At 70.2% G+C, this 18,461-nt stretch carries 18 protein-coding genes and 1 pseudogene; 8 read left to right on the top strand and 11 right to left on the bottom strand.

The annotated features are described in order from the left end of the window. Positions 1–64 precede the first annotated feature (64 nt). Entirely contained in the window at positions 65–649 is a 585-nt protein-coding gene (locus QE416_RS05570; protein WP_307314247.1) for a TetR/AcrR family transcriptional regulator, read from the bottom strand. Between the two features lie 3 nt (positions 650–652). Next, a pseudogene (locus QE416_RS05565) lies at positions 653–1,196 on the bottom strand (hypothetical protein). A gap of 192 nt (positions 1,197–1,388) precedes the next feature. On the opposite strand from QE416_RS05565, the gene QE416_RS05560 reads away from it, so the two are divergent. Beyond that, positions 1,389–2,135 (top strand): Pr6Pr family membrane protein, encoded by a 747-nt coding sequence (locus QE416_RS05560; protein ID WP_307314244.1) that lies wholly within the window; start codon positions 1,389–1,391, stop codon positions 2,133–2,135. A 29-nt stretch (positions 2,136–2,164) separates the two neighbouring features. On the opposite strand, the gene QE416_RS05555 is transcribed toward QE416_RS05560, so the two are convergent. Genes QE416_RS05555 through QE416_RS05530 form a run of 6 tightly spaced genes read right to left on the bottom strand, consistent with a single transcriptional unit; the run spans position 2,165 to position 7,781 of the window. Further along, the gene (locus QE416_RS05555) at positions 2,165–2,977 is read right to left on the bottom strand and encodes an inositol monophosphatase (protein WP_307314241.1); all 813 of its coding nucleotides are present in this window, start codon (positions 2,975–2,977) and stop codon (positions 2,165–2,167) included. Further along, positions 2,974–3,696 carry a glycerophosphodiester phosphodiesterase gene (locus QE416_RS05550; RefSeq protein WP_307314239.1) on the bottom strand — a complete coding sequence of 241 codons (723 nt, stop codon included), beginning with the start codon at positions 3,694–3,696 and terminating at the stop codon, positions 2,974–2,976. The genes QE416_RS05555 and QE416_RS05550 overlap by 4 nt, the downstream gene beginning before the upstream one ends. After that, entirely contained in the window at positions 3,693–4,778 is a 1,086-nt protein-coding gene (locus QE416_RS05545) for an ABC transporter ATP-binding protein (RefSeq protein WP_373458838.1), read from the bottom strand. The genes QE416_RS05550 and QE416_RS05545 overlap by 4 nt, the downstream gene beginning before the upstream one ends. Then, positions 4,775–5,596: an ABC transporter permease gene (locus QE416_RS05540; protein WP_210075666.1), complete on the bottom strand. Its 822-nt coding sequence runs from the start codon at positions 5,594–5,596 to the stop codon at positions 4,775–4,777. The genes QE416_RS05545 and QE416_RS05540 overlap by 4 nt, the downstream gene beginning before the upstream one ends. Beyond that, positions 5,596–6,543, bottom strand: a complete 948-nt coding sequence (locus QE416_RS05535) for an ABC transporter permease (RefSeq protein ID WP_307314237.1) — start codon at positions 6,541–6,543, stop codon at positions 5,596–5,598. The genes QE416_RS05540 and QE416_RS05535 overlap by 1 nt, the downstream gene beginning before the upstream one ends. Then, positions 6,543–7,781: an extracellular solute-binding protein gene (locus tag QE416_RS05530; RefSeq protein ID WP_307314236.1), complete on the bottom strand. Its 1,239-nt coding sequence runs from the start codon at positions 7,779–7,781 to the stop codon at positions 6,543–6,545. The genes QE416_RS05535 and QE416_RS05530 overlap by 1 nt, the downstream gene beginning before the upstream one ends. 114 nt (positions 7,782–7,895) lie before the next feature. Here QE416_RS05530 and QE416_RS05525 point away from each other — a divergent pair, with 114 nt between their 5' ends. Both QE416_RS05525 and QE416_RS05520 read left to right on the top strand, forming a co-directional pair. Further along, positions 7,896–8,648 carry a DeoR/GlpR family DNA-binding transcription regulator gene (locus tag QE416_RS05525; RefSeq protein ID WP_307314235.1) on the top strand — a complete coding sequence of 251 codons (753 nt, stop codon included), beginning with the start codon at positions 7,896–7,898 and terminating at the stop codon, positions 8,646–8,648. Positions 8,649–8,688: 40 nt separating this feature from the next. Then, positions 8,689–9,360, top strand: a complete 672-nt coding sequence (locus QE416_RS05520; protein WP_307314233.1) for a peptidylprolyl isomerase — start codon at positions 8,689–8,691, stop codon at positions 9,358–9,360. A 48-nt stretch (positions 9,361–9,408) separates the two neighbouring features. Here QE416_RS05520 and QE416_RS05515 read toward each other — a convergent pair whose 3' ends face one another. Beyond that, a complete protein-coding gene (locus QE416_RS05515) occupies positions 9,409–10,647 on the bottom strand; it encodes an alpha/beta hydrolase (protein WP_307314231.1) in 1,239 nt (412 codons plus the stop codon). A 65-nt stretch (positions 10,648–10,712) separates the two neighbouring features. Between QE416_RS05515 and QE416_RS05510 the strand changes: the two genes are divergently transcribed. From QE416_RS05510 to QE416_RS05490, 5 genes are all read left to right on the top strand, one after another. Continuing rightward, positions 10,713–11,300, top strand: coding sequence for a TetR/AcrR family transcriptional regulator (locus QE416_RS05510; RefSeq protein ID WP_307314230.1), 588 nt, complete (start codon positions 10,713–10,715; stop codon positions 11,298–11,300). A gap of 84 nt (positions 11,301–11,384) precedes the next feature. Next, positions 11,385–12,827 (top strand): argininosuccinate synthase, encoded by a 1,443-nt coding sequence (gene argG, locus QE416_RS05505; protein WP_210075656.1) that lies wholly within the window; start codon positions 11,385–11,387, stop codon positions 12,825–12,827. Positions 12,828–13,010: 183 nt separating this feature from the next. Further along, positions 13,011–13,616, top strand: coding sequence for a TetR/AcrR family transcriptional regulator (locus QE416_RS05500; RefSeq protein ID WP_307314227.1), 606 nt, complete (start codon positions 13,011–13,013; stop codon positions 13,614–13,616). Next, positions 13,613–14,227 carry a hypothetical protein gene (locus tag QE416_RS05495; protein WP_210075652.1) on the top strand — a complete coding sequence of 205 codons (615 nt, stop codon included), beginning with the start codon at positions 13,613–13,615 and terminating at the stop codon, positions 14,225–14,227. Before QE416_RS05500 ends, QE416_RS05495 begins: the two co-directional genes overlap by 4 nt. After that, the gene (locus QE416_RS05490; RefSeq protein ID WP_307314224.1) at positions 14,224–16,161 is read left to right on the top strand and encodes a YhgE/Pip domain-containing protein; all 1,938 of its coding nucleotides are present in this window, start codon (positions 14,224–14,226) and stop codon (positions 16,159–16,161) included. Before QE416_RS05495 ends, QE416_RS05490 begins: the two co-directional genes overlap by 4 nt. Before the next feature lie 72 nt (positions 16,162–16,233). On the opposite strand, the gene QE416_RS05485 is transcribed toward QE416_RS05490, so the two are convergent. Together QE416_RS05485 and QE416_RS05480 are read right to left on the bottom strand one after the other, a co-directional pair. Continuing rightward, the gene (locus tag QE416_RS05485) at positions 16,234–17,676 is read right to left on the bottom strand and encodes a cell wall metabolism sensor histidine kinase WalK (RefSeq protein ID WP_307314223.1); all 1,443 of its coding nucleotides are present in this window, start codon (positions 17,674–17,676) and stop codon (positions 16,234–16,236) included. Further along, positions 17,676–18,398 (bottom strand): response regulator transcription factor, encoded by a 723-nt coding sequence (locus QE416_RS05480; protein WP_307314221.1) that lies wholly within the window; start codon positions 18,396–18,398, stop codon positions 17,676–17,678. The genes QE416_RS05485 and QE416_RS05480 overlap by 1 nt, the downstream gene beginning before the upstream one ends. Positions 18,399–18,461 lie beyond the last annotated feature (63 nt).

Below are 18,461 nucleotides of genomic sequence, written 5' to 3'. Positions count from 1 at the left end.
AACCGCCGGTAGTCGGTCGGGAGTTCGTCATCAGCCGTGCGTTTTGCACAGCATCCGCGCACCCTCACTCGCCCAGGCTGTCGAAATGCCGCGTGAGCACCCTCTCGGCGTCGTCGCCAGGGTCGCGGGAAGCGTTCCACAACAGATGAAGCGCGAGCCCGTCGAGGAGCGCGTGGAGCCGAGCCGTCTCGAGATCCAGATCGACGTCGGTTGCCAGCAGGCCCGCCTTCGACATGCCTCCCAGCGCCGCCGCGCACACGCGACCGACACCGTCATGGAGGTCTCTGGCATGTCCCCGCATGGTTTCGTCCGTCTCGGCCAGCCGGCTCAGCTGCATCTGCACCACGAGTTCGGTCCGCCGTACGTCGTCGAGAGGGAGGAGCTCCTTCATCGCCTGCAGAGCGCGCTCTCGGGCGGTGCCCGTCACAGCACTCAACCGGGTCGTGACGGCGTGGCGTATCCGTTCGAAGCAGAACTGGCGCAGAGCATCTTGCGTCGCGAACGCGCGCCGCAGGGATGCGGTGGCGATCCCGGCTTCATCTGAGACTTTCCTCACCGAGAGTCCGGTCAGGCCCTCGCGTTCCAGAACCCGGAACGCGGCCGCCGCAATCTCGTCGTTGCGGGCGTCATGGTCGATGAGGCGGGGCATAGTTCATCTTGCCTCCGCCGCGCGGGCACGTTTCGGCCAGAGGGAGTAACTGATCGCCCAGAGCAGGTCGACGACGACGATGACTCCGAGGACGGGGAAGATGCCGAGCAACTCGGCCGTGCGGGCGGGATCGGCGACCACGACGATAAGCCCCCCGAGGATGGCGGCCGTGATCACGGCGGCGAGGAGCGTACGGGCCACGTCTTTCCAGCAGGCGACCGCGTACGCCGCGCCCGACAGCGGCGCCGGCCGCGGCAACCCCACGAAAGCGCGCGGCGAATCTGGCATCCATCCACCCGATCATGCGGTGTCCGTAGGCAATGGATATCCCGATGTAGAGACCGGCCAGGCCGTGGTGCCAGGAAGCGGTTCCGCCGCGGAGAAGATCGACCGTCACGAGCACCAGCAGGACCACGTCGATGATCGGAGCGGCGATCAGCAGGGCTCCTCCGAGCCTGGGGCGGCGAAGGACGTATCGAGCAGTCAGGCCCGCGAGGATCGCAATCCAGAAAGCCACCTCGCAGACGAGGATTGCCACCAGAATCATGATCGCCTTTCCAGCATCTTTGCATTGTTAGCACGAGCGTACTAAATAAAAGGCGCATTTCGCGACCCGAACAATGCAGCCGACGTGCGGCCGGACGCCCCAGATGATGGGGATGCGAGGCCGCGAGAGCCGAGACGCGACGGCTGTCGCAACCCCTCCCCGCGGCATCCGGGCTCTGATTAGCCTGGGGCGATGCAGAGATCGCGCGGATGGGCGACCGGGTGGAACGCGGCGCGCGTGACCGTCGCCGTACTCATCCTCGTCGCGGTGGGAGCACAGTTCGCATCGTCGACGGCCGAAGCCGTTGCGCGCGGCCGCGATGTCGCGACGGTGGTCGCCAACTTCTTCAGCTTCTTCACGATCCTCTCCAACGTCTCGTCCGCGATCGTGATCGCGTGGCTCGGCGCCCGTTTCTTCGCACGCGGCCGTCGTGTCGAGGTCGATCCGCCCGCCCTGGCGACGGCCCTCGCGTTCGTGTCGACCTACATGATCGTCACCGGCATCGTCTACAACCTGCTGCTACGCGGCATCCCCCTGCAGCCTGAAACGGTCGCCTGGTCGAACGAGATCATGCACGTGTGGGGCCCGCTCTTCCTGCTCTTGGACGTGCTCGTCGGGCCCGGCCGGAGGCGCCTGCCCTGGTCGGCGGCATTCGCGGCAGCGATCTTCCCGGTCGCCTGGATCGTGTACACGCTGCTGCGCGCGCCGCTCATCACCAACCCGACGACCGGCGCGCCCTTCTGGTACCCCTACCCGTTCCTCGATCCGAGTACCGGGGGATGGGGCAGCGTCGCGGTCTACATCGTGGTCATCGCCGTGGCCATCATCGCTCTCGCCTTCGGCGTCGTCGCGATCGGTCGGGCACGCGGCATCCGGAGACCGCGCCTCTCCGATGTCGGGGCAGACGTCCGTGGACGTCATGCCGCCGGCCGCCGGTGAGAAGCGTCCGACGGGGAAGGTCGACACGATCAGCCTGGACGGTGAGCGCGCGGCAGGGCCAGAGCCCGTGACCACAACACGGACATCTCCTCGGCCACGAGCCCGGATGCCACGAGCACACCGCCGTGGCGGGGGAAGAGCGATCGGCGACCGTCCTCGTCGCGCACCTCGGCTCCGGCCTCGTGAGCGATGAGCACCGCGGCGAGGTGATCGATCGGGCTGAAACGGTGCACCAGGGCGGCGCATCCGCGGCCGGCGGCCGGCCCGAGGAGCGTCAAGGTTCCCGAGCCCATGACGCGGAGAGTGCAGAATGCCGCGGTGAGCGAGAGCGCGAGGGCGTCCATCCCGGGCCAGGGCTCGTGGCCCGCCAGCTCGGTGCCGACCACTCCCCCGCGCAGTCCTGCCCGCTCCGGCAGGAACAGCGGCATGCCATCGCGTCGAGCGCCCTGCCCGGCGACCGCATCGAACACCGCGTTCTGCCACGGCTCTGCCACAACGCCGACGAGCGGCTGATCGTCGACGGCGAGCGCGAGCGAGAAGGCGGTCCAGGGAACGCCGTTGGCGAGATTGGTGGTTCCATCGACGGGATCGAGGTACCAAGTCGGTACACCTGTTCTCGCACTGCCCCCGTACTCCTCCCCGACGAACGCATGGTCGGGGAAGCGGCCCAGCACGACCTCGCGCACTCTCCTCTCGATCGCGCGATCGAGCTCGGTGACGAGGTCGGCCGGATGCGCTTTGGCGTGCACCGCCGTCACCCGGTACGCACGCGTCTGGTCGATCGCCCATCGCGCGAGCTCCATGGCCAGTTCGTGGGCCGCCGACAGATCTGACGGGTTCATCGTCTCGGCTCCTTCGTCGCGGATGCCGATCGCGCAGCGATCATCGCCCGCAGTCGATCGAGGCGGTTGGTGGTGACGGTGTCGATTCCGAGGTCGAGCGCCCGGGCGAGGTCGCTCTCGTCGTCGATCGTCCATGCGGTCACCGGCAGGCCCAGGTCGTGAACGGCTTCCACGAACCGGTGATCGACGAGCGGAAACGGCGCGTTGATGAGAACCGGCGACAACTCCTCCAGGTCGAGTGCCACCGGGGGCTGCTCGTGGGCCCACGGAAGCCAGATACGCGCGTCGGCGTCCCTCTCACGCAGCAGCCGCATGGCCGCGAGGTCGCCGCACCAGTCGACGACGACGCCCGAGGCCGCGACGACCGCATGGGCCGCGGCGGCCGGGCGCACGGCATCCATGTCGATCACCAGGCGGCTGTCGGCGTCGGCGAACAGCGGCAGCACCTCGGCGAGGAGGGGCGGGCGGTGGTCGGCGTCACCGAAGGCCGCCAGCTCGGCGGTGCGCACCGTCTCGATCGCGCGCGGGTCTCCCCACAACCGGGCGAGGGTGGGGTCGTGCAGCACGACCACGTCGCCGTCGGCGGTGAGCCGCACGTCGATCTCGACGACGGCCGCGCCCTTGGCGAGGGCCGACCGCACCGCCGGAAGGGTGTTCTCGCGCAGGGCCCACGAGTCTCCGCGGTGCGCGCAGGCGCGGGACCCGGCGGGACGCGTCATGCCGTCACCCCCGCCCGGCGCTCGACGAGACGACCGTCGCGGTACACGAGCGCCGAGGCGATCGACGCATACCCGCCCGCTCCGACCTGGGGCGGCACCCCCGGCACGAAGGCGTCGAGGGTCGCGTCGTCACGGCGCAGCCGCACCCGGTGGAAGTGGCCGTGCGGCACGACGCGCTCGACGCGCGCCGGTCGCGCGCCGGGCCGGGCGTCGAGCGTGAAGACGACGTCTTCGGGCCGCACTCCCACGACGGCGGACCCCTCGACGATGCCGACGCCGTCGAACTCGCCCTCGATCCGGTTGAGCGATCCGATGAAGGTCGCGACGAACTCGGTCGCGGGCCGCTGGTACAGCTCTCCGGGCGCGCTGAACTGCTCGACGCGACCCGCGTTCATCACGGCCACGCGATCCGAGATCGACAGGGCCTCTTCCTGGTCGTGCGTCACGACGACCGTGGTGATGCCGAGCCTCTGCTGCAGGTCGCGGATCTCTTCGCGCACCTTGACCCGCAGTTTCGCGTCGAGGTTGCTGAGCGGCTCGTCGAGCAGCAGCACCTCGGGCTCCTGCACGAGCGCACGGGCCAGGGCGACGCGCTGCTGCTCACCGCCCGAGATGCGCGGCGGGCGCGAATCGCGGTGGTGCAGCAGGTTCACCAGCTGCAGCACGGCGTCGACGCGCTCGGCGACCTCGGCGCGCGGGAGGCGGCGCAGCCGCAGCGGATAGGCCACGTTCTTGGCCACGGTCATGTGCGGCCACAGCGCGTAGTTCTGGAACACCATCGCGCTCGGTCTCTTGTCGGGCCCGAGCCGGGTCACGTCGCGGCCCGCCATCTCGATGCCGCCCGCGTCGGGGGCGAGGAAGCCGGCGATCATGCGCAAGGTCGTCGTCTTGCCGCATCCCGACGGCCCGAGCAACGACACCAGCTCGCCCCGCTGCACCGTGAGATCGAGGTCGTCGATGATGGTCCGCCCGCCCAGGGTCTTGCGCAGCGAGGTGAGACGCAGCCCCTCGGAGGGGTCGGAGGCGCCCGCGGGGGCGACAGAGGTCGGATCGACCGCGATGGTCACAGCATGCTCCTTCATTTGAGCTGGAATCCTTCGGCCAGCTGACCGCCCATCACGTGCTTGCGCACGGCGAGCAGCAGCACCACCGAGGGGATGGCGAGCAGGATCGAGAACACGGCGGCGACCTGCTTGGGGAAGTTGAGGACGAGGGAGTACATCTCGGTCGGCATCGTCACGATGTCGGGGGCACCGACGAGATAGGTGCCCTGGGCCTCGTCGAAGGCGGCGAGGAAGGCCATGACACAGCCCACGAGGATGCCGGGCAGAGCCATCCGCAGCGTGACGGTCACGAAGACGCGCACTCGCGAGGCGCCCGCGTCGCGCGCCGCCTCTTCGAGCGACCGGGGCACCGACGCGAACGCTGCGGCCGGGATCCACGTCATGAAGACGATGGTGCCGAGCAGCTGCACGACCACGACCCCCGCGACGGTGTTCATCAGGCCGAGGGCGTAGTACAGCGAGGCGAGCGTGGCGAACAGGCCCATCTTCGGAAAGGCGTTCGTGGCGAACAGGCCGATCAGGAACAGCCGCCGCCCGGGGAACTCGAACCGCGCGAACGCGTACGCCGCCGGCAGGCAGATCACCGCCGCGACCACGACCACGATCGGGGTGATGGCGAGGGAGCTCTGGATCGACGACGCGAGCTGCGGGTCGGTCAGCACGGTCGACCACCAGCGCAGCGTCCATGAGTCCGGCAGCAGGTGCGGATACGTCCACGTGTCGGCGAAGGCGTGGGCGCCGAGCCAGACGAGCGGCCCGAGCACGAAGACCAGCAGGACGACGGCGAACAGCACGGCGGCCGAGGTGCGCAGGGCCGCGGCGAGCACGCGGGGCATCAGACCTTCCCCTCACGACGGGCGGTGCGGAAGTTTGCCCACACGTACAGGGCGCCGATTCCGGATGCCGCGGCGAAGACGACGAAGGCCATGACGATCGACTGTTGCGGTTCGTTGTACGACGTGAACGAGTTCGCCAGCGCCACCCCGAGCATCGTCGGGGCATTGGGGCCGGTGAAGTACGGCACCGTGTAGGAGCCGATCACCCCGATCGCGGTGAACGTTACGGCGATGACGATGGGCACCGCGCTCATCGGCACGAGGACGGTCCGCACGATGCGGACCGTTCCGGCCCCGGCATCTCGGGCTGCCTCGATCATGGCATCCGGGATCGACTGCAGACCCGACGTGATCATGAGCACGGCGAAGGGCAGCGACGTCCACGCCGAGCCGATGACGACGGCGACGGGGGTGAACGCCCACACCGGCGCGTCGAGGCCGACCGCCGCGAACAGGCTGGTCAAGAAGCCGTCGGCCGAGTAGAAGGTCAGGATCGCCCACGACGCGATGACGACGGGGATGAACAGCGGCACGATCGCGACCGCCGAGAGCAGCCGCGCCAGGAACCCGCCGTGCAGGCGCAGGAAGAGGCCGATGCCGCCGGCGAGCACGAGCACGATCACGGTGCTGGCCAGGGTGACGCCGAGTGTCAGGCCGAGGTTCTGCCAGAAGTCGTCGGCGCCGAACACGTCGCCGTAGGCGGCCAGCGTGGGCATGGCGCCGTCGGCGCGGTGGACGTTCTGCCCCACCGCGGCGATGACCGTGTTGAGACCACCGGTGAACCCGACGCTGAACGCGAGCGCGGTGATCACCGGCACGCCCACGAACAGGGCGATCACGAGCACCGGGGGAAGCGCGAGCAGGAAGCCGGCCGCCGCCGTCCGCCGAGCCGGATGGGCTCGACGGACGGCGGGGCGCGCCACCCGTTGTGCGGTGGCGGCGGTCATCACTTGCCGGGGACCTTCTGGGCCCACGCCTTGTTCATGTCGGCCGCGTTGGCCGCGAAGTACCCGGGGCGCAGGTTCGCGATGTCGGCGTTCGCGAACGTGGACTGCACCGACGCCGGCAGCTTGTCGAGCGAGATCACGGGGTAGCCCGAGATGCTGTCGGCGACGAGCGCCTGAGCCGTGGGCGAGAGCACCCAGGCGAGCAGCTTCTGGGCATCGGCCTGACGCGGCGACGCCGCGGGGATGCCGAGGTAGCTGGCGCCGCCGGTGAACGAGGGGTCCGAGATCTGGGTGTAGGCGATGTTCGAGGGGATCTGGCCGTTCTTCACGCCGGTCACGAACTGATCGCTCCACACGGGCGCCATCGAGATCTGCCCGCTCGACAGCAGGTCGAGCACCTGGCTGTTGCCGTTGGGGTAGACGCCCTTCTGGTAGACCGACGCGTTCAGGCCGGCGAGCGTGGCGAACCCGGTGCTCCACTCGCTCTCCAGATCGGGGGCGGCCTCGGTGGCGAGCTTGGTGCGGTCGTCCGCCGAGATGCTCTGGTCGAGCACGGTCGTCACGAACGAGGCGCCGCTGCCGCCCGTGCTGGGGGCGCAGTAGGTGAAGCGACCGGGGTTGGCCGCGATCCAGGCGAGCAGGTCGGCGAGGGTCTTCGGCGGGGTGGCGACCGTCTTGGTGTCGTAGGCGAGCACGACGCTCGATCCCCGGTAGGGCACGCCGCCGTTGCCGCCGGCCTGCACGAGAGCTGCGGGTACGTCGGAGAGCGCGGGCACCTGGTCGGCGGTCACGGGGGTGAGCAGACCCGATGCCGCGACCTGGGTCACGAAGCCCGCGTCGACGAGGTCGTAGCCGGGGTCCTGGTGCTGCACCGTCGCGGCGGTGAGCTTGGCCACGGTCTGCTGGTCGTGTGCGCCGTGCAGGTCGAAGTCGACCTTGACCGTGTAGCCGGGGTTGTCCTTCTCGAACGCGGGGATGAGCGTCTTCTGCCAGAGGTCCTGGATGTTGGTGTCGGCGCTGAGGAAGACGGTGAGGGTCTTGTCGGACCCGTCGGACGACGAGCCGTTCGAGCCGCTCTGGCTGCAGCCGGCCAGGGCGAGCCCGACGGCCGCGACGGCGGCGAGGGAGGCGATCAGGCGAGGACTTTTCACGGGGTTCTCCTGTGAGAGGAAGGGGTTCGGGTGCGTCGTCCCGTCGGTGGCGAGGACGAACGGTGTCACGCTAACTCGGCCGCTCATTTGTGGCGTAGCGTCGCGGGGAGGTTTCATATGAGCATCCGCAGCCGTTCAATCGGCGTTAATGTGAGCGCAAATGAGCATCGAGAGAGTGTGATCGACCTCAAAAGGAGTGCTGTGCTGACCCATCAACGCGAGGCGGCGATCCTCGAACGACTCGAGGCCGTCGGGAGCGTGACCGTCGACGAGCTGTCCCGCCTGCTCGACGTGAGCGGGACGACCATCCGTCGCGATCTCGAACGTCTCGAGCTGGGCGCCCGGCTGCGCCGTGTGCACGGCGGAGCGACCGTCGCCCGCACCCGGGAGCCGGGCGCGGACGGCGAGCTCGACGACGACACCCGCGAGAAAGAGGCCATCGCGCGCGCCACGGCGGGCTCGATCGCCGACGGTCAGGTGGTGCTGCTCGACATCGGCATCACCACGCTGCGACTGGCGCGGCACCTGCGCGGGCGACCGGTCACGGTCATCACGAACAGCCTCGCGGTGCTCGACGCCCTGCGCGACGACGACGTCGTGACACTGGTGCTGCTGGGCGGCATGATCGGCGCCAAGACGCGGACGCTCATCGGCCCGCTCACCGAGGAGTCGCTGGCCCGTGTGCACGCCGACGTCGCCGTGATCAGCAGCACCGGGATCAAGCCCGAGGGGGCCGTCGTGACCGACCTGACGCACGAGGCCAGCATCAAGCGGCGCATGCGCGAGGTCGCCGACCGGTCGATCCTCGTCGCGAACACGTCGAAGTTCCCCGGCAGCGGCTCGTACCGGATCGCGTCGCTGTCCGACTTCGATGCGATCGTGACGACCGACCGGGCGGATGCCACGACCCTCGCCGCCGCCGCTCGTGCGGGTGTCGAGATCGTCCGGGCGTGACCCGCAGCGCAGGTACGGCTCGAACCCTTACCCTGGTCGCGTGCGTACCCGACTGATCTCGGCGGCCCTCGCCGCCTCCGCCCTCCTCCTGCTCACCGGTTGCGCGAGCGCCCAGACGGCGCCCGCGACCGAAGCCTCGATGAGCGCCCCGTCACCCACGACCGCCGGCTGCGCGTACACGGCGTCGGGCCAGGCCGCCGCGCCCGCGACGGCGCCGCCGTCCGACGCCCGTCCGGCCGCATCGGTGAGCGCGGTGCTGCAGACCTCGGCGGGCGACATTCCGATGACGCTCACCGGCGAGCGCACGCCCTGCACCGTCGAGAGCTTCGTGTCGCTCGCCCAGCAGAACTACTTCACCGACACGACGTGCCATCGCCTGACCACGTCGGGTATCTACGTACTGCAGTGCGGCGACCCCACGGGCACCGGCATGGGCGGCCCGGGCTACCGGTTCGGCGACGAGCTCGACGGCACCGAGACCTACCCGGCGGGCACGGTCGCCATGGCCAACGCCGGCCCGAACACGAACGGTTCGCAGTTCTTCCTCGTCTACAAGGACTCGCCGCTGCCGGCGAAGTACACCGTCTTCGGCACGCTCTCGCCCGAGGGCCTCGCGGTCGTCTCGAAGATCGCGCAGGCCGGGGTCTCGGGCGGCGGCGCCGACGGCGCCCCGGCGACGGCGGTGAAGATCTCCGGCGTGACGATCGGCTGAGGCCGTCGGGCACCGGCGGCCCACCGGCGCTCTCGTGCGTCGGCCGCGTCAGCCGTCGTGACGCTGGAGCCAGTCCAGCGCGAGCTGCCGACTCGCCTCGGCCGAGGCGGTCAAGGTGCCCGTGGTGTCGCCGGTGCCGTGTTCCAGGCCCGGGTACTCGACGTACCTGTTCGTGATGCCGCGCTCGGTCAGCAGCTCGGCGAAGACCCGGGTGCGGTCGGCGAGCACGAGATGGTCACCGGTGCCCTGATAGATCAGGGTGGGCGGGGATTCCGCCGTGACGTGGGTCGCCGAATCGGTGAAGCGGTAGCGGTCGGGGTACTGCGCGGGAGGACCTCCCACGTACCACTGCTCGACCTGGCGAGCGATCGCGGTGGTATCCCCGATCCCGGTGAGATCGACCGCGGGGTACCCGGCGATCACGGCACGCACGGTGGGCAGCGCAGTCCCCGGCGGGGAGCAGCTCGACGCGAGGGTGTGGTCTGCCGACATGTACGCGGCGTTGACCGCGAGGTTGCCGCCGGACGACAACCCCAGCGTCGCGATGCGATCGGGATCGAGATTCTGTGTGCGGCCGTCGCCGGCGATCCAGGCGAGCGAGCAGCCGATGTCGTCGACCTGCGTGTCCCACGGGTGGTACGTCGACGAGGCGAGACGGTAGTCGACGTCGAGCACCGCGTAGCCGTGCTCGGGAAGGTAGCCCGTGTAGGCGTTCGGCCCCCGGGTGCCGGTCGAGAACCCGCCTCCGTGTATCGAGACCACGACGGGCCACCCCGCTCGTGGTGCCGCGCCCGGCGGAAGGTAGAGATCGGCCTGGAGCGTGGTGCTGCCCGCCGTTCCGAGCGTGACGGTGCGGCTCGGGCCGCTGTCGAGCCCGGTGAACGGGAGCACGGGCAGCAGTGGGCTCACCCCGAGCCCGAGCGAGCCGATCGAGACGGCCAGCAGCGCGGTGGTCGCGACCACGCCGACCGTTCCCGCGGTTGCGGTGGCGGTCAGCCAGAACGGAAGGCGGCGGATGCCGGGCCGCGACCGCCAGAGGACGACCGCGCACACGAGGCCGACCAGCGCGACGACGAGGTTCCAGATGCCGAGCGTGTCGCGCAGCAACCCGAAGACGAGCACCACGTACTGCGTCAGCTCCGTCTGGAGCAGCCAGATGGTCCACGGCACCGGGACGATTGCGAGCAGTTGCGCCAGAACCGTGTAGCCGATCGCGAGGAAGGCGAGGCAGGTCAGGATGACGCGGGCGGTACGGGACCGCACTCCATGCTCGCGGGAGGTCGTCACGGATTCACCGTAGCAGAACGAGTCGGTACCGTTCCATTAATGCGAACGGTCGCTAGAGTGGGCGCGTGGACCAGGCGGTGAAGATCAGAGGAGCCGCGCGGCCCCGAGCGGCGACCACCGATGCGATCCGCGACGCCTGCGTGGCCGAGCTCACCGAACGCGGGTATCACGCGCTGTCGATGGAGAGCGTGGCGAGGCGCGCCGGCGTGGGAAAAGGCGCCCTGTACCGCCGATGGCCCGACCGGGCCGCGATGGTGGTGGCCGTCGTCGAAGAGATCACGCGCATCCTCCGCCCCGACCTGGCTTTCGATGACGACGACCTCGAGAGCGACCTGACGCTCTTCGCGGCATCGGTCGATCGGTGGCTGCACGACCCGCGCATCATCGCCGACCTCGTCTCGGTCGGGGTGCGCGACGCCGACTTCTCGACCGCCCTCACCGCCGCGGTCGCGGCGGTCCTGGGACCCACGCGAGAGGCGCTGCGCGAGCGGGCCGCACGACGCGGCGATCCCGATCCCGCCGACGCCATGGCCGACATCACGGGTGCGGTCTTCTGGCGGCGCGCGGTGATGCATCAAGATCTGACCGACAGCGACGTGGCGCAGCTCGCACGGCGCGCAGCGCGCGGCGCGACGATGCCGCAGGTCGACTGACCTCGCACATCACCCTCGAGGCCGGCCACGACCACCTCGCGGTCGAGTCGGGGCGTGGCATCCGTCCCCAATAGAATCGAGGGCATGTCCAAGGTCTTGCAGTCCCTTCCCGTCGGCGAGCGCGTCGGCATCGCCTTCTCGGGAGGTCTTGACACCTCGGTAGCCGTCGCGTGGATGCGCGACAAGGGCGCCATCCCCTGCACGTACACCGGCGACCTCGGTCAGTACGACGAGGACGACATCGCCTCGATCCCCGGTCGCGCCACGCAGTACGGTGCCGAGGTCTCGCGTCTCGTCGACTGCAAGACGGCACTGGTCGAAGAGGGCTTCGTCGCCCTGGCGTGCGGCGCGTTCCACATCCGCTCGGGCGGACGCACGTACTTCAACACCACGCCGCTCGGTCGCGCCGTCACGGGCACGCTGCTCGTGCGCGCGATGAAAGAAGACGGCGTCGACATCTGGGGCGACGGCTCCACGTACAAGGGCAACGACATCGAGCGGTTCTACCGCTACGGCCTTCTCGCCAACCCCGCCCTGCGCATCTACAAGCCGTGGCTCGACGCCGACTTCGTCACCGAGCTCGGCGGCCGCAAAGAGATGAGCGAGTGGCTCGTCGCCCACGACTTCCCCTACCGCGACAGCGTCGAGAAGGCCTATTCGACGGATGCCAACATCTGGGGCGCCACGCACGAGGCCAAGACCCTCGAGCACCTCGACGTCTCGCTCGAGATCGTCGAGCCCATCATGGGCGTGCGCTTCTGGGACCCCGCGGTCGAGATCGAGACCGAAGACGTCACGGTCGAGTTCGAAGCGGGTCGCCCGGTCGCCATCAACGGCACGCGCTTCGCCGATCCCGTCGAGCTCGTGCGCGAGGCGAACACGATCGGTGGCCGCCACGGCCTGGGCATGAGCGACCAGATCGAGAACCGCATCATCGAGGCCAAGTCGCGCGGTATCTACGAAGCTCCCGGCATGGCGCTGCTGTTCCTGACCTACGAGCGGCTGGTCAACAGCATCCTGAACGAAGACACCCTCGCCACGTACCACGAGCAGGGGCGGCGCCTCGGTCGCCTCATGTACGAGGGTCGCTGGCTCGAGCCGCAGTCGCTCATGCTGCGCGAGTCGATCCAGAAGTGGGTCGGTTCGACGATCACCGGTTCGGTCACCGTGCGCCTGCGCCGCGGTGAGGACTACACGATCCTCGACACCGTGGCATCCGGAATGTCGTACTCGCCCGAGAAGCTCTCGATGGAGCGCGTCGGCGACGCCGCCTTCGGTCCCGTGGACCGCATCGGTCAGCTCACCATGCGCAACCTCGACATCGCCGACTCGCGCGCGCGTCTCGAGCAGTACGCCGCGATGGGCCTGCTGGGCGGTCCCACGGGTGAGCTCGTGGGCGATGTCGCCGCCGGTGGCGCGCAGGGCATCATCGAGTCGGCCGCCCCGCTCGACGCGGCCGGCGAGCGCCTGGCCGAGGCGACGGATGCCGCGGGCGAGGCCGCCGCGTTCGACTCCGGCACCGACTGACACGCACCACCTCGACGGAGCCCGCGACGCCTCGGCGCCGCGGGCTCCGTCGTTCTCGGCCGTCCCCTTCCGACGCACAGCGAGCGAGGGACCACGATGCGGAGCACAGGGCCGCACCCGTGAGCGAGAGCCGACGACGATAAGTTGCACACACGCGTGCACTTTCGGCGTACACTTGCCTCCGTGAGCACCCCCACCCGCCGCGACGCCGTCGAGAACCGCGCCGGCATCCTCGACGCCGCCACGGCCGCCATCGGCCACGACCCGCGCGCCTCGATCGACACGATCGCCCGCCGCGCCGGCCTCTCGCGCCGCGCCCTGTACGGCCACTTCGACGACCGCAACGCGATCGTGCGCGAGGTCATCGCCGCGGGAGCGGCCCGCTTCAACGACATCGCGGCCCGTATCGACGATGCCGATTCCCGCGTGGCGCTCGCGCGCCTGGCATCCGAGCTCTGGCGCGAAGCCGCTCATGTGCAGGCCGCGGCCGCCCTCGCCCTCGACGACGCCCACCTCTCCGAGACCTCCGACGCCCTCGCACCGCTGCGACGTCGCATCGACGGGATCGTGCGCCGGGGGCAGGAGGCCGGAGAACTTCGGACCGATCTTCCCGCGGCCACCCTCGCGCGCCTTCTCGAAGAGACCGGCCGCATGGTCGTGTCGCGGGTGGATGCCGGTTCGTCGACGGCCCGCTCGATCGCGGTATGCGCGGTCCTCAGCATCGCGGGACTCTCGTGGACCGAAGCCCGCACCCTGCTGGAGCAGCACCCCGACCTGGAGGCGCAGTGAGAGTCGTCCTGAACGCCGTCGCGAAGGGCCGCGCGCACAGTGCCCTGCCGGAGACGTCGACCTCGTACGAGACCGGCCGCGCGACCCTGGTCGTCGCCGAGACCGAGCAGCGCCCCACGGTGCTGGGCCTCGTGGCATCCGGTCGCATGAAGGTCGACAGCGGCACCGTGACCCTCGACGGTCGCTCCGACTCCTCGGGCATCCGCCGCCGGGTCGCGCTCGTCGATGCCCCCGTGGTCTCGGAACCCGAGTCGAACGTCACCGTCACCGGGGTCGTCGCCGAGGAGCTGATGTTCGCCGGCCACGCCCCGAATCCGTTCTCCGCCGCGCGCTGGCTCGAGGGCATCGGGCTCGAGTCGCTCGCGAACGTGGCCATCGGCAACGTCGAGCCCGCAGCCCGGGTGCGCCTGCTGCTCGAACTCGCAGCCCTCCGCAAAGACGTCGAGGGGCTCGTCCTGGTCGCCCCCGACCGCCACGGCGGCGAACCGCTCGCCTGGTGGCGTATCGCCGAGGAGTTCGCCGAGCGCGGGTACGCCGTGCTCGTGGTCGCGGGCCACGCCTCGAAGACCATGATCGACGCCCTCGACGAGACGGTGGAGGCCGCCCGATGAAGATCCCGCAGATGATCACGGCGGAGCTGCGCCGCCTCACCTCGACCCGCATGTCGGTGATCGCCCTCATCGCGTTGCTCGCGGTCCCCATCCTGTACGGCGGCCTCTACCTCTGGGCCAACCAAGACCCCTACGGCAATCTGTCGAACGTCCCCGTCGCCCTCGTGGTCGACGACCAGGGGGCCGACGTCAACGGTCAGCAGCGCAATCTCGGCGACGAGGCCGCCGAGCAATTGCTCGACAGCGACACCTTCGAGTGGCACCGCGTGTCGCCCGACCAGGCCGACGCCGGCCTGCAGGCGGGCGACTTCGACTTCGTCGTGACCCTGCCGGCCGACTTCACCGAGGCCGTCGCCTCGCTCTCGAGCTCGACGCCCCGTCAGGCCGACATCGAACTGCGCACGAACGACGCCAACAACTACCTCGCCTCTACGATCGGCACCCAGGCCGTGGCCCGCATCCAGTCGTCGGTGGCGAAGAAGGTCGTCGACGAGGCCGGTCTGACGCTGCTCGACGCCCTGAACACCATCCGGGTGAAGCTCGTGGATGCCACGAACGGGGCGACCCAACTCGTCGACGGTCTCGCGAGCGCGAAGAACGGCTCGTCGCAGCTCTCGACCGGCTCGACCACCCTGGCCGAGGGCGCCGCGAAGCTGGCCGACGGCAACGCGCAGTTGTCGGCGGGCGCGAATCAGCTGCGCGACGGAACCGTACAGTTGCGCGACGGCTCCGCCCGCGTCGCCGACGGCGCCCAGCAGGTGGCCGGAGGCGTCGACCGCCTCGACGCGGCGGCCCGCCAGGTCGGCTCCGTCGCCGGCGACGCGGCGTCGCAGCTCCCCCAGGCGCGCACCGACATCGCCAAGGCCCTGGCCGACGCGGGGCTCGACCAGGCCCGCATCGACCAGATCCTCACGCGTCTCGACCCCGTCGGAGATCGCCTCGCGGCCGCCAACTCGCGCGTGCAAGACACGGTCACGCAGATCGACCAGCTCGACGACGGCGCCCGCCAGGTCGCCTCGGGAAGCGCCACCCTGGCCACCGGTGCCGCCAGCGCCGCCGACGGCGCCTCGACGCTGGCCGACGGCGCCGCGACCGCGGCATCCGGAGCCTCCCAGCTCCGCGACGGATCCGCTCAGCTCCGCGACGGCGCGACCCAGCTCGACGATGGCATCGCCCAGCTCTCGACGGGTGCGACGCAGCTGCGCGACGGCCTCGCGGCGGGTGTGAACCAGATCCCGGACTCCGATCAGGCCACTCGCCAGGCACAGGCCTCGGCCATCTCTGACCCCGTCACGGTCGGCTCGACCTCGGTCACCAAGGCGCAGAACTACGGTGCGGGGCTGGCCCCGTTCTTCGCCGCGCTGGCCGGATGGATCGGCATCTACGCACTGTTCCTCATCGTCAAGCCGGTGTCGAAGCGCGCGGTCACGGCGCTGCGTTCGCCCTTCCGCGTGACTCTCGCGGGCTGGCTCACGCCCGCGGGGCTCGGCGCCCTGCAGATGGTGGGACTGTTCACGATCCTCGCCTTCGCGTTGCAGTTCTCGTTCGCGAACCCCTGGGCGGCCCTCGGCATCCTGCTGTTCGCCTCGGCGACGTACGCGGCGATCGTTCTCGCGCTGAACGTCTGGCTCGGGTCGGTGGGGCAGTTCCTCGGACTCGTGCTGATGGTGTTGCAGCTCGTCACCGCCGGAGGCACGTTCCCGTGGCAGACCCTGCCCGGGCCCCTCGCCGCCCTGCACCACGTGCTGCCGATGGGATACGTCGTGGATGCCATGCGGCAGGTCATGTACGGCGGAGACGTCTCGCGAGTCGGCCAAGACCTGCTGGTGCTCGGCGCGTGGATGGTCGGCGGCGTGCTGATCGCGGCGATCGGCGTCACGCGGATGACGCACCACCGCACGCTGCGCGACCTGCAGCCGAGCCTCATCGGCTGACGCGTCTCGCGAACCCGTCGCGGGGCACGCCATGTGACGCCGGGACCACCTGCCTCCCCCCGGCGCCCGAGCTCACACCGGAAGCCTCACCTCGAACACCGTCCGCCCCGGCCGACTCTCCACCGAGATCGACCCGCGGTGGGCGGTGACGATGGCCTCCGCGATCGACAGTCCGAGGCCCGTGCTCCCGGCATCGCGGTTGCGGGAGTCGTCGCCGCGTGCGAAGCGGTCGAACAGCCGCCGGGCGACGCCCGGATCGATCCCCGGGCCGGTGTCGGTCACGCGCAGCACGGCTTCCGCACCTTCGCGCACGAGCGACAACGTCACCGTCGTGCCCGCCGGCGTGTGCGTCTGCGCGTTGCGGAGCAGGTTCGCGACGACCTGTCGCAGGCGGTTCTCGTCGCCCGTGACCGAGATGAGGTCGTCGTCTGCGACATCGAGACGCCACTCGTGCGTCGCATCCGCCGCCTGCGCATCGCTCACGGCGTCGACGGCGAGCAGGGTCAGCTCGACCTCTTCGCGTCTCAGGGGCTGGCCGGCATCCAGTCTCGCCAGAAGCAGAAGGTCGTCGACGAGGGATGCCATGCGCTCGGCCTCCGACTCGATCCGGTCGAACGAGCGGGCCTGGGTCGGCGTCATGGGTGCGTCCTCGCCGAGCGAGAGCTGCGCGTAACCGCGGATGCTCGCCAGGGGCGTGCGCAGCTCGTGGCTCGCATCGGCGATGAAGCGTCGCAGCTGGTCCTCGCTGTGCTGCCGCGCCGCGAGGGAGGACTGCACGTGCCCGAGCAGGTCGTTCAGCGACGAGCCGACGCGTCCCACCTCGTTGTCGACGCGGGTGTCCGCCGGAGCGACCCGATCGGGGATGTCGACCGCGCCCGCGCTGAGCGACAGGGTCGACACGCGCTGCGCGACCGCGGCGACACGGTCGAGCGGTCGCAGGCTCCGCCGCACGAAGAGCGACAGCCCCAGGATCGCGACGATCAGCGTGACGGCTGACACCGCGACGAGGATGACGGTCAGCGCCGAGGTGGTCGCGGTGACATCCGCCTGGGAGCTGCCGACGAACACGGTCGCACCGTCGTTCTCGGCCGCGGCGACGCGGAACGCCCCGAGGTCGCCCCCGAGGTCGACGGTCGTCGGGGTCCGGTCGGTCGGCACCGCCGATCGCAGCAGCGCGACCTGTTCGTCCGTCAGCGCGACCACCGTGCCATCCGAGCGTGTGTAACTCGAGACGAGGACCCCGCCCGCACCGTCGACCACCGCTTGCAGGGTGCCGATGCGCGGCGCCGGGGCACCGGCATCCCGCTGAGGGGGACGCTCCCCGCCGAAGGGCCCGCCCGAGCCGTCGCGCCCCACGGCGAACGACAGACCCTCGCGCACCTGCTGGTCGAGCCGGTCGAGCGTGAAGGAGCGCAGTGCCACGACGGTGGCGACACTCATCACCAAGAAGGCGAGGCCGACGAGCACGCTCGTCCCCACGACGAGGGTGCGCCGCAGCGTCCATCGAACGCGCATCAGACGGTCTTGATCGAGTACCCCACACCGCGCACAGTGTTGATCAGCGGGTCGCCGAGAGTGTCGATCTTCTTGCGCAGGTACGAGATGTAGATCTCGACCACGCTGCCGTTCCCGCCGAAGTCGTAGCTCCACACCTGGTCGAGGATCTGCGCCTTGCTGAGCACGCGTCGCGGGTTCTGCATGAGGTAGCGGAGCAGGTCGAACTCCCACGCGGTGAGCTTGATCGGGATGCCGCCGCGCTCGACCTCGTACGACTCCTCGTCGAGCGTGAGGTCTCCGACGCGCAGCCGCGGATCGGCGTCGGCGACGACCGCGACGTGACGGCGGGCCATTCCCCGCAGCCGCACGACGACCTCTTCGAGGTTGAAGGGCTTGGTGACGTAGTCGTCGGCCCCGGCCGAGATGCCCGCGATCCGGTCCTCCACCGCGTCTTTCGCCGTGAGGAACAGCACGGGGGCGTCGTTGCCCGCGGCGCGGATACGGGTCAGCAGCTCCATGCCGTCGAGCCCCGGCATCATGATGTCGAGCACGAGCAGGTCGGGGCCGAACTCCCGGATCGTGCCGAGCGCTTCCTGACCGTTCGCGGCGGTGCGGGCGTCCCACCCCTCGTTCTCGAGCGCCATCCGCAGCAGGTCGCTGAGGTTCGCCTCGTCGTCGACGATCAGGGCCCGGACGGGGGAGCCGTCGGGGCGGGTGAGGGGCGCGGGACGGGATGCCATGACAGCCAGCATGCACGCTTCGAGACGCCGCCGTCGCTCGACATATCTCCTTCATAGGAACGG

This window comes from Microbacterium sp. SORGH_AS_0421, from assembly GCF_030818635.1.
In the GTDB taxonomy this organism is placed as follows: domain Bacteria; phylum Actinomycetota; class Actinomycetes; order Actinomycetales; family Microbacteriaceae; genus Microbacterium.
The sequence above is the reverse complement of the archived record's forward strand: the minus strand, read 5'-3'. Positions and strand labels throughout refer to the sequence as shown.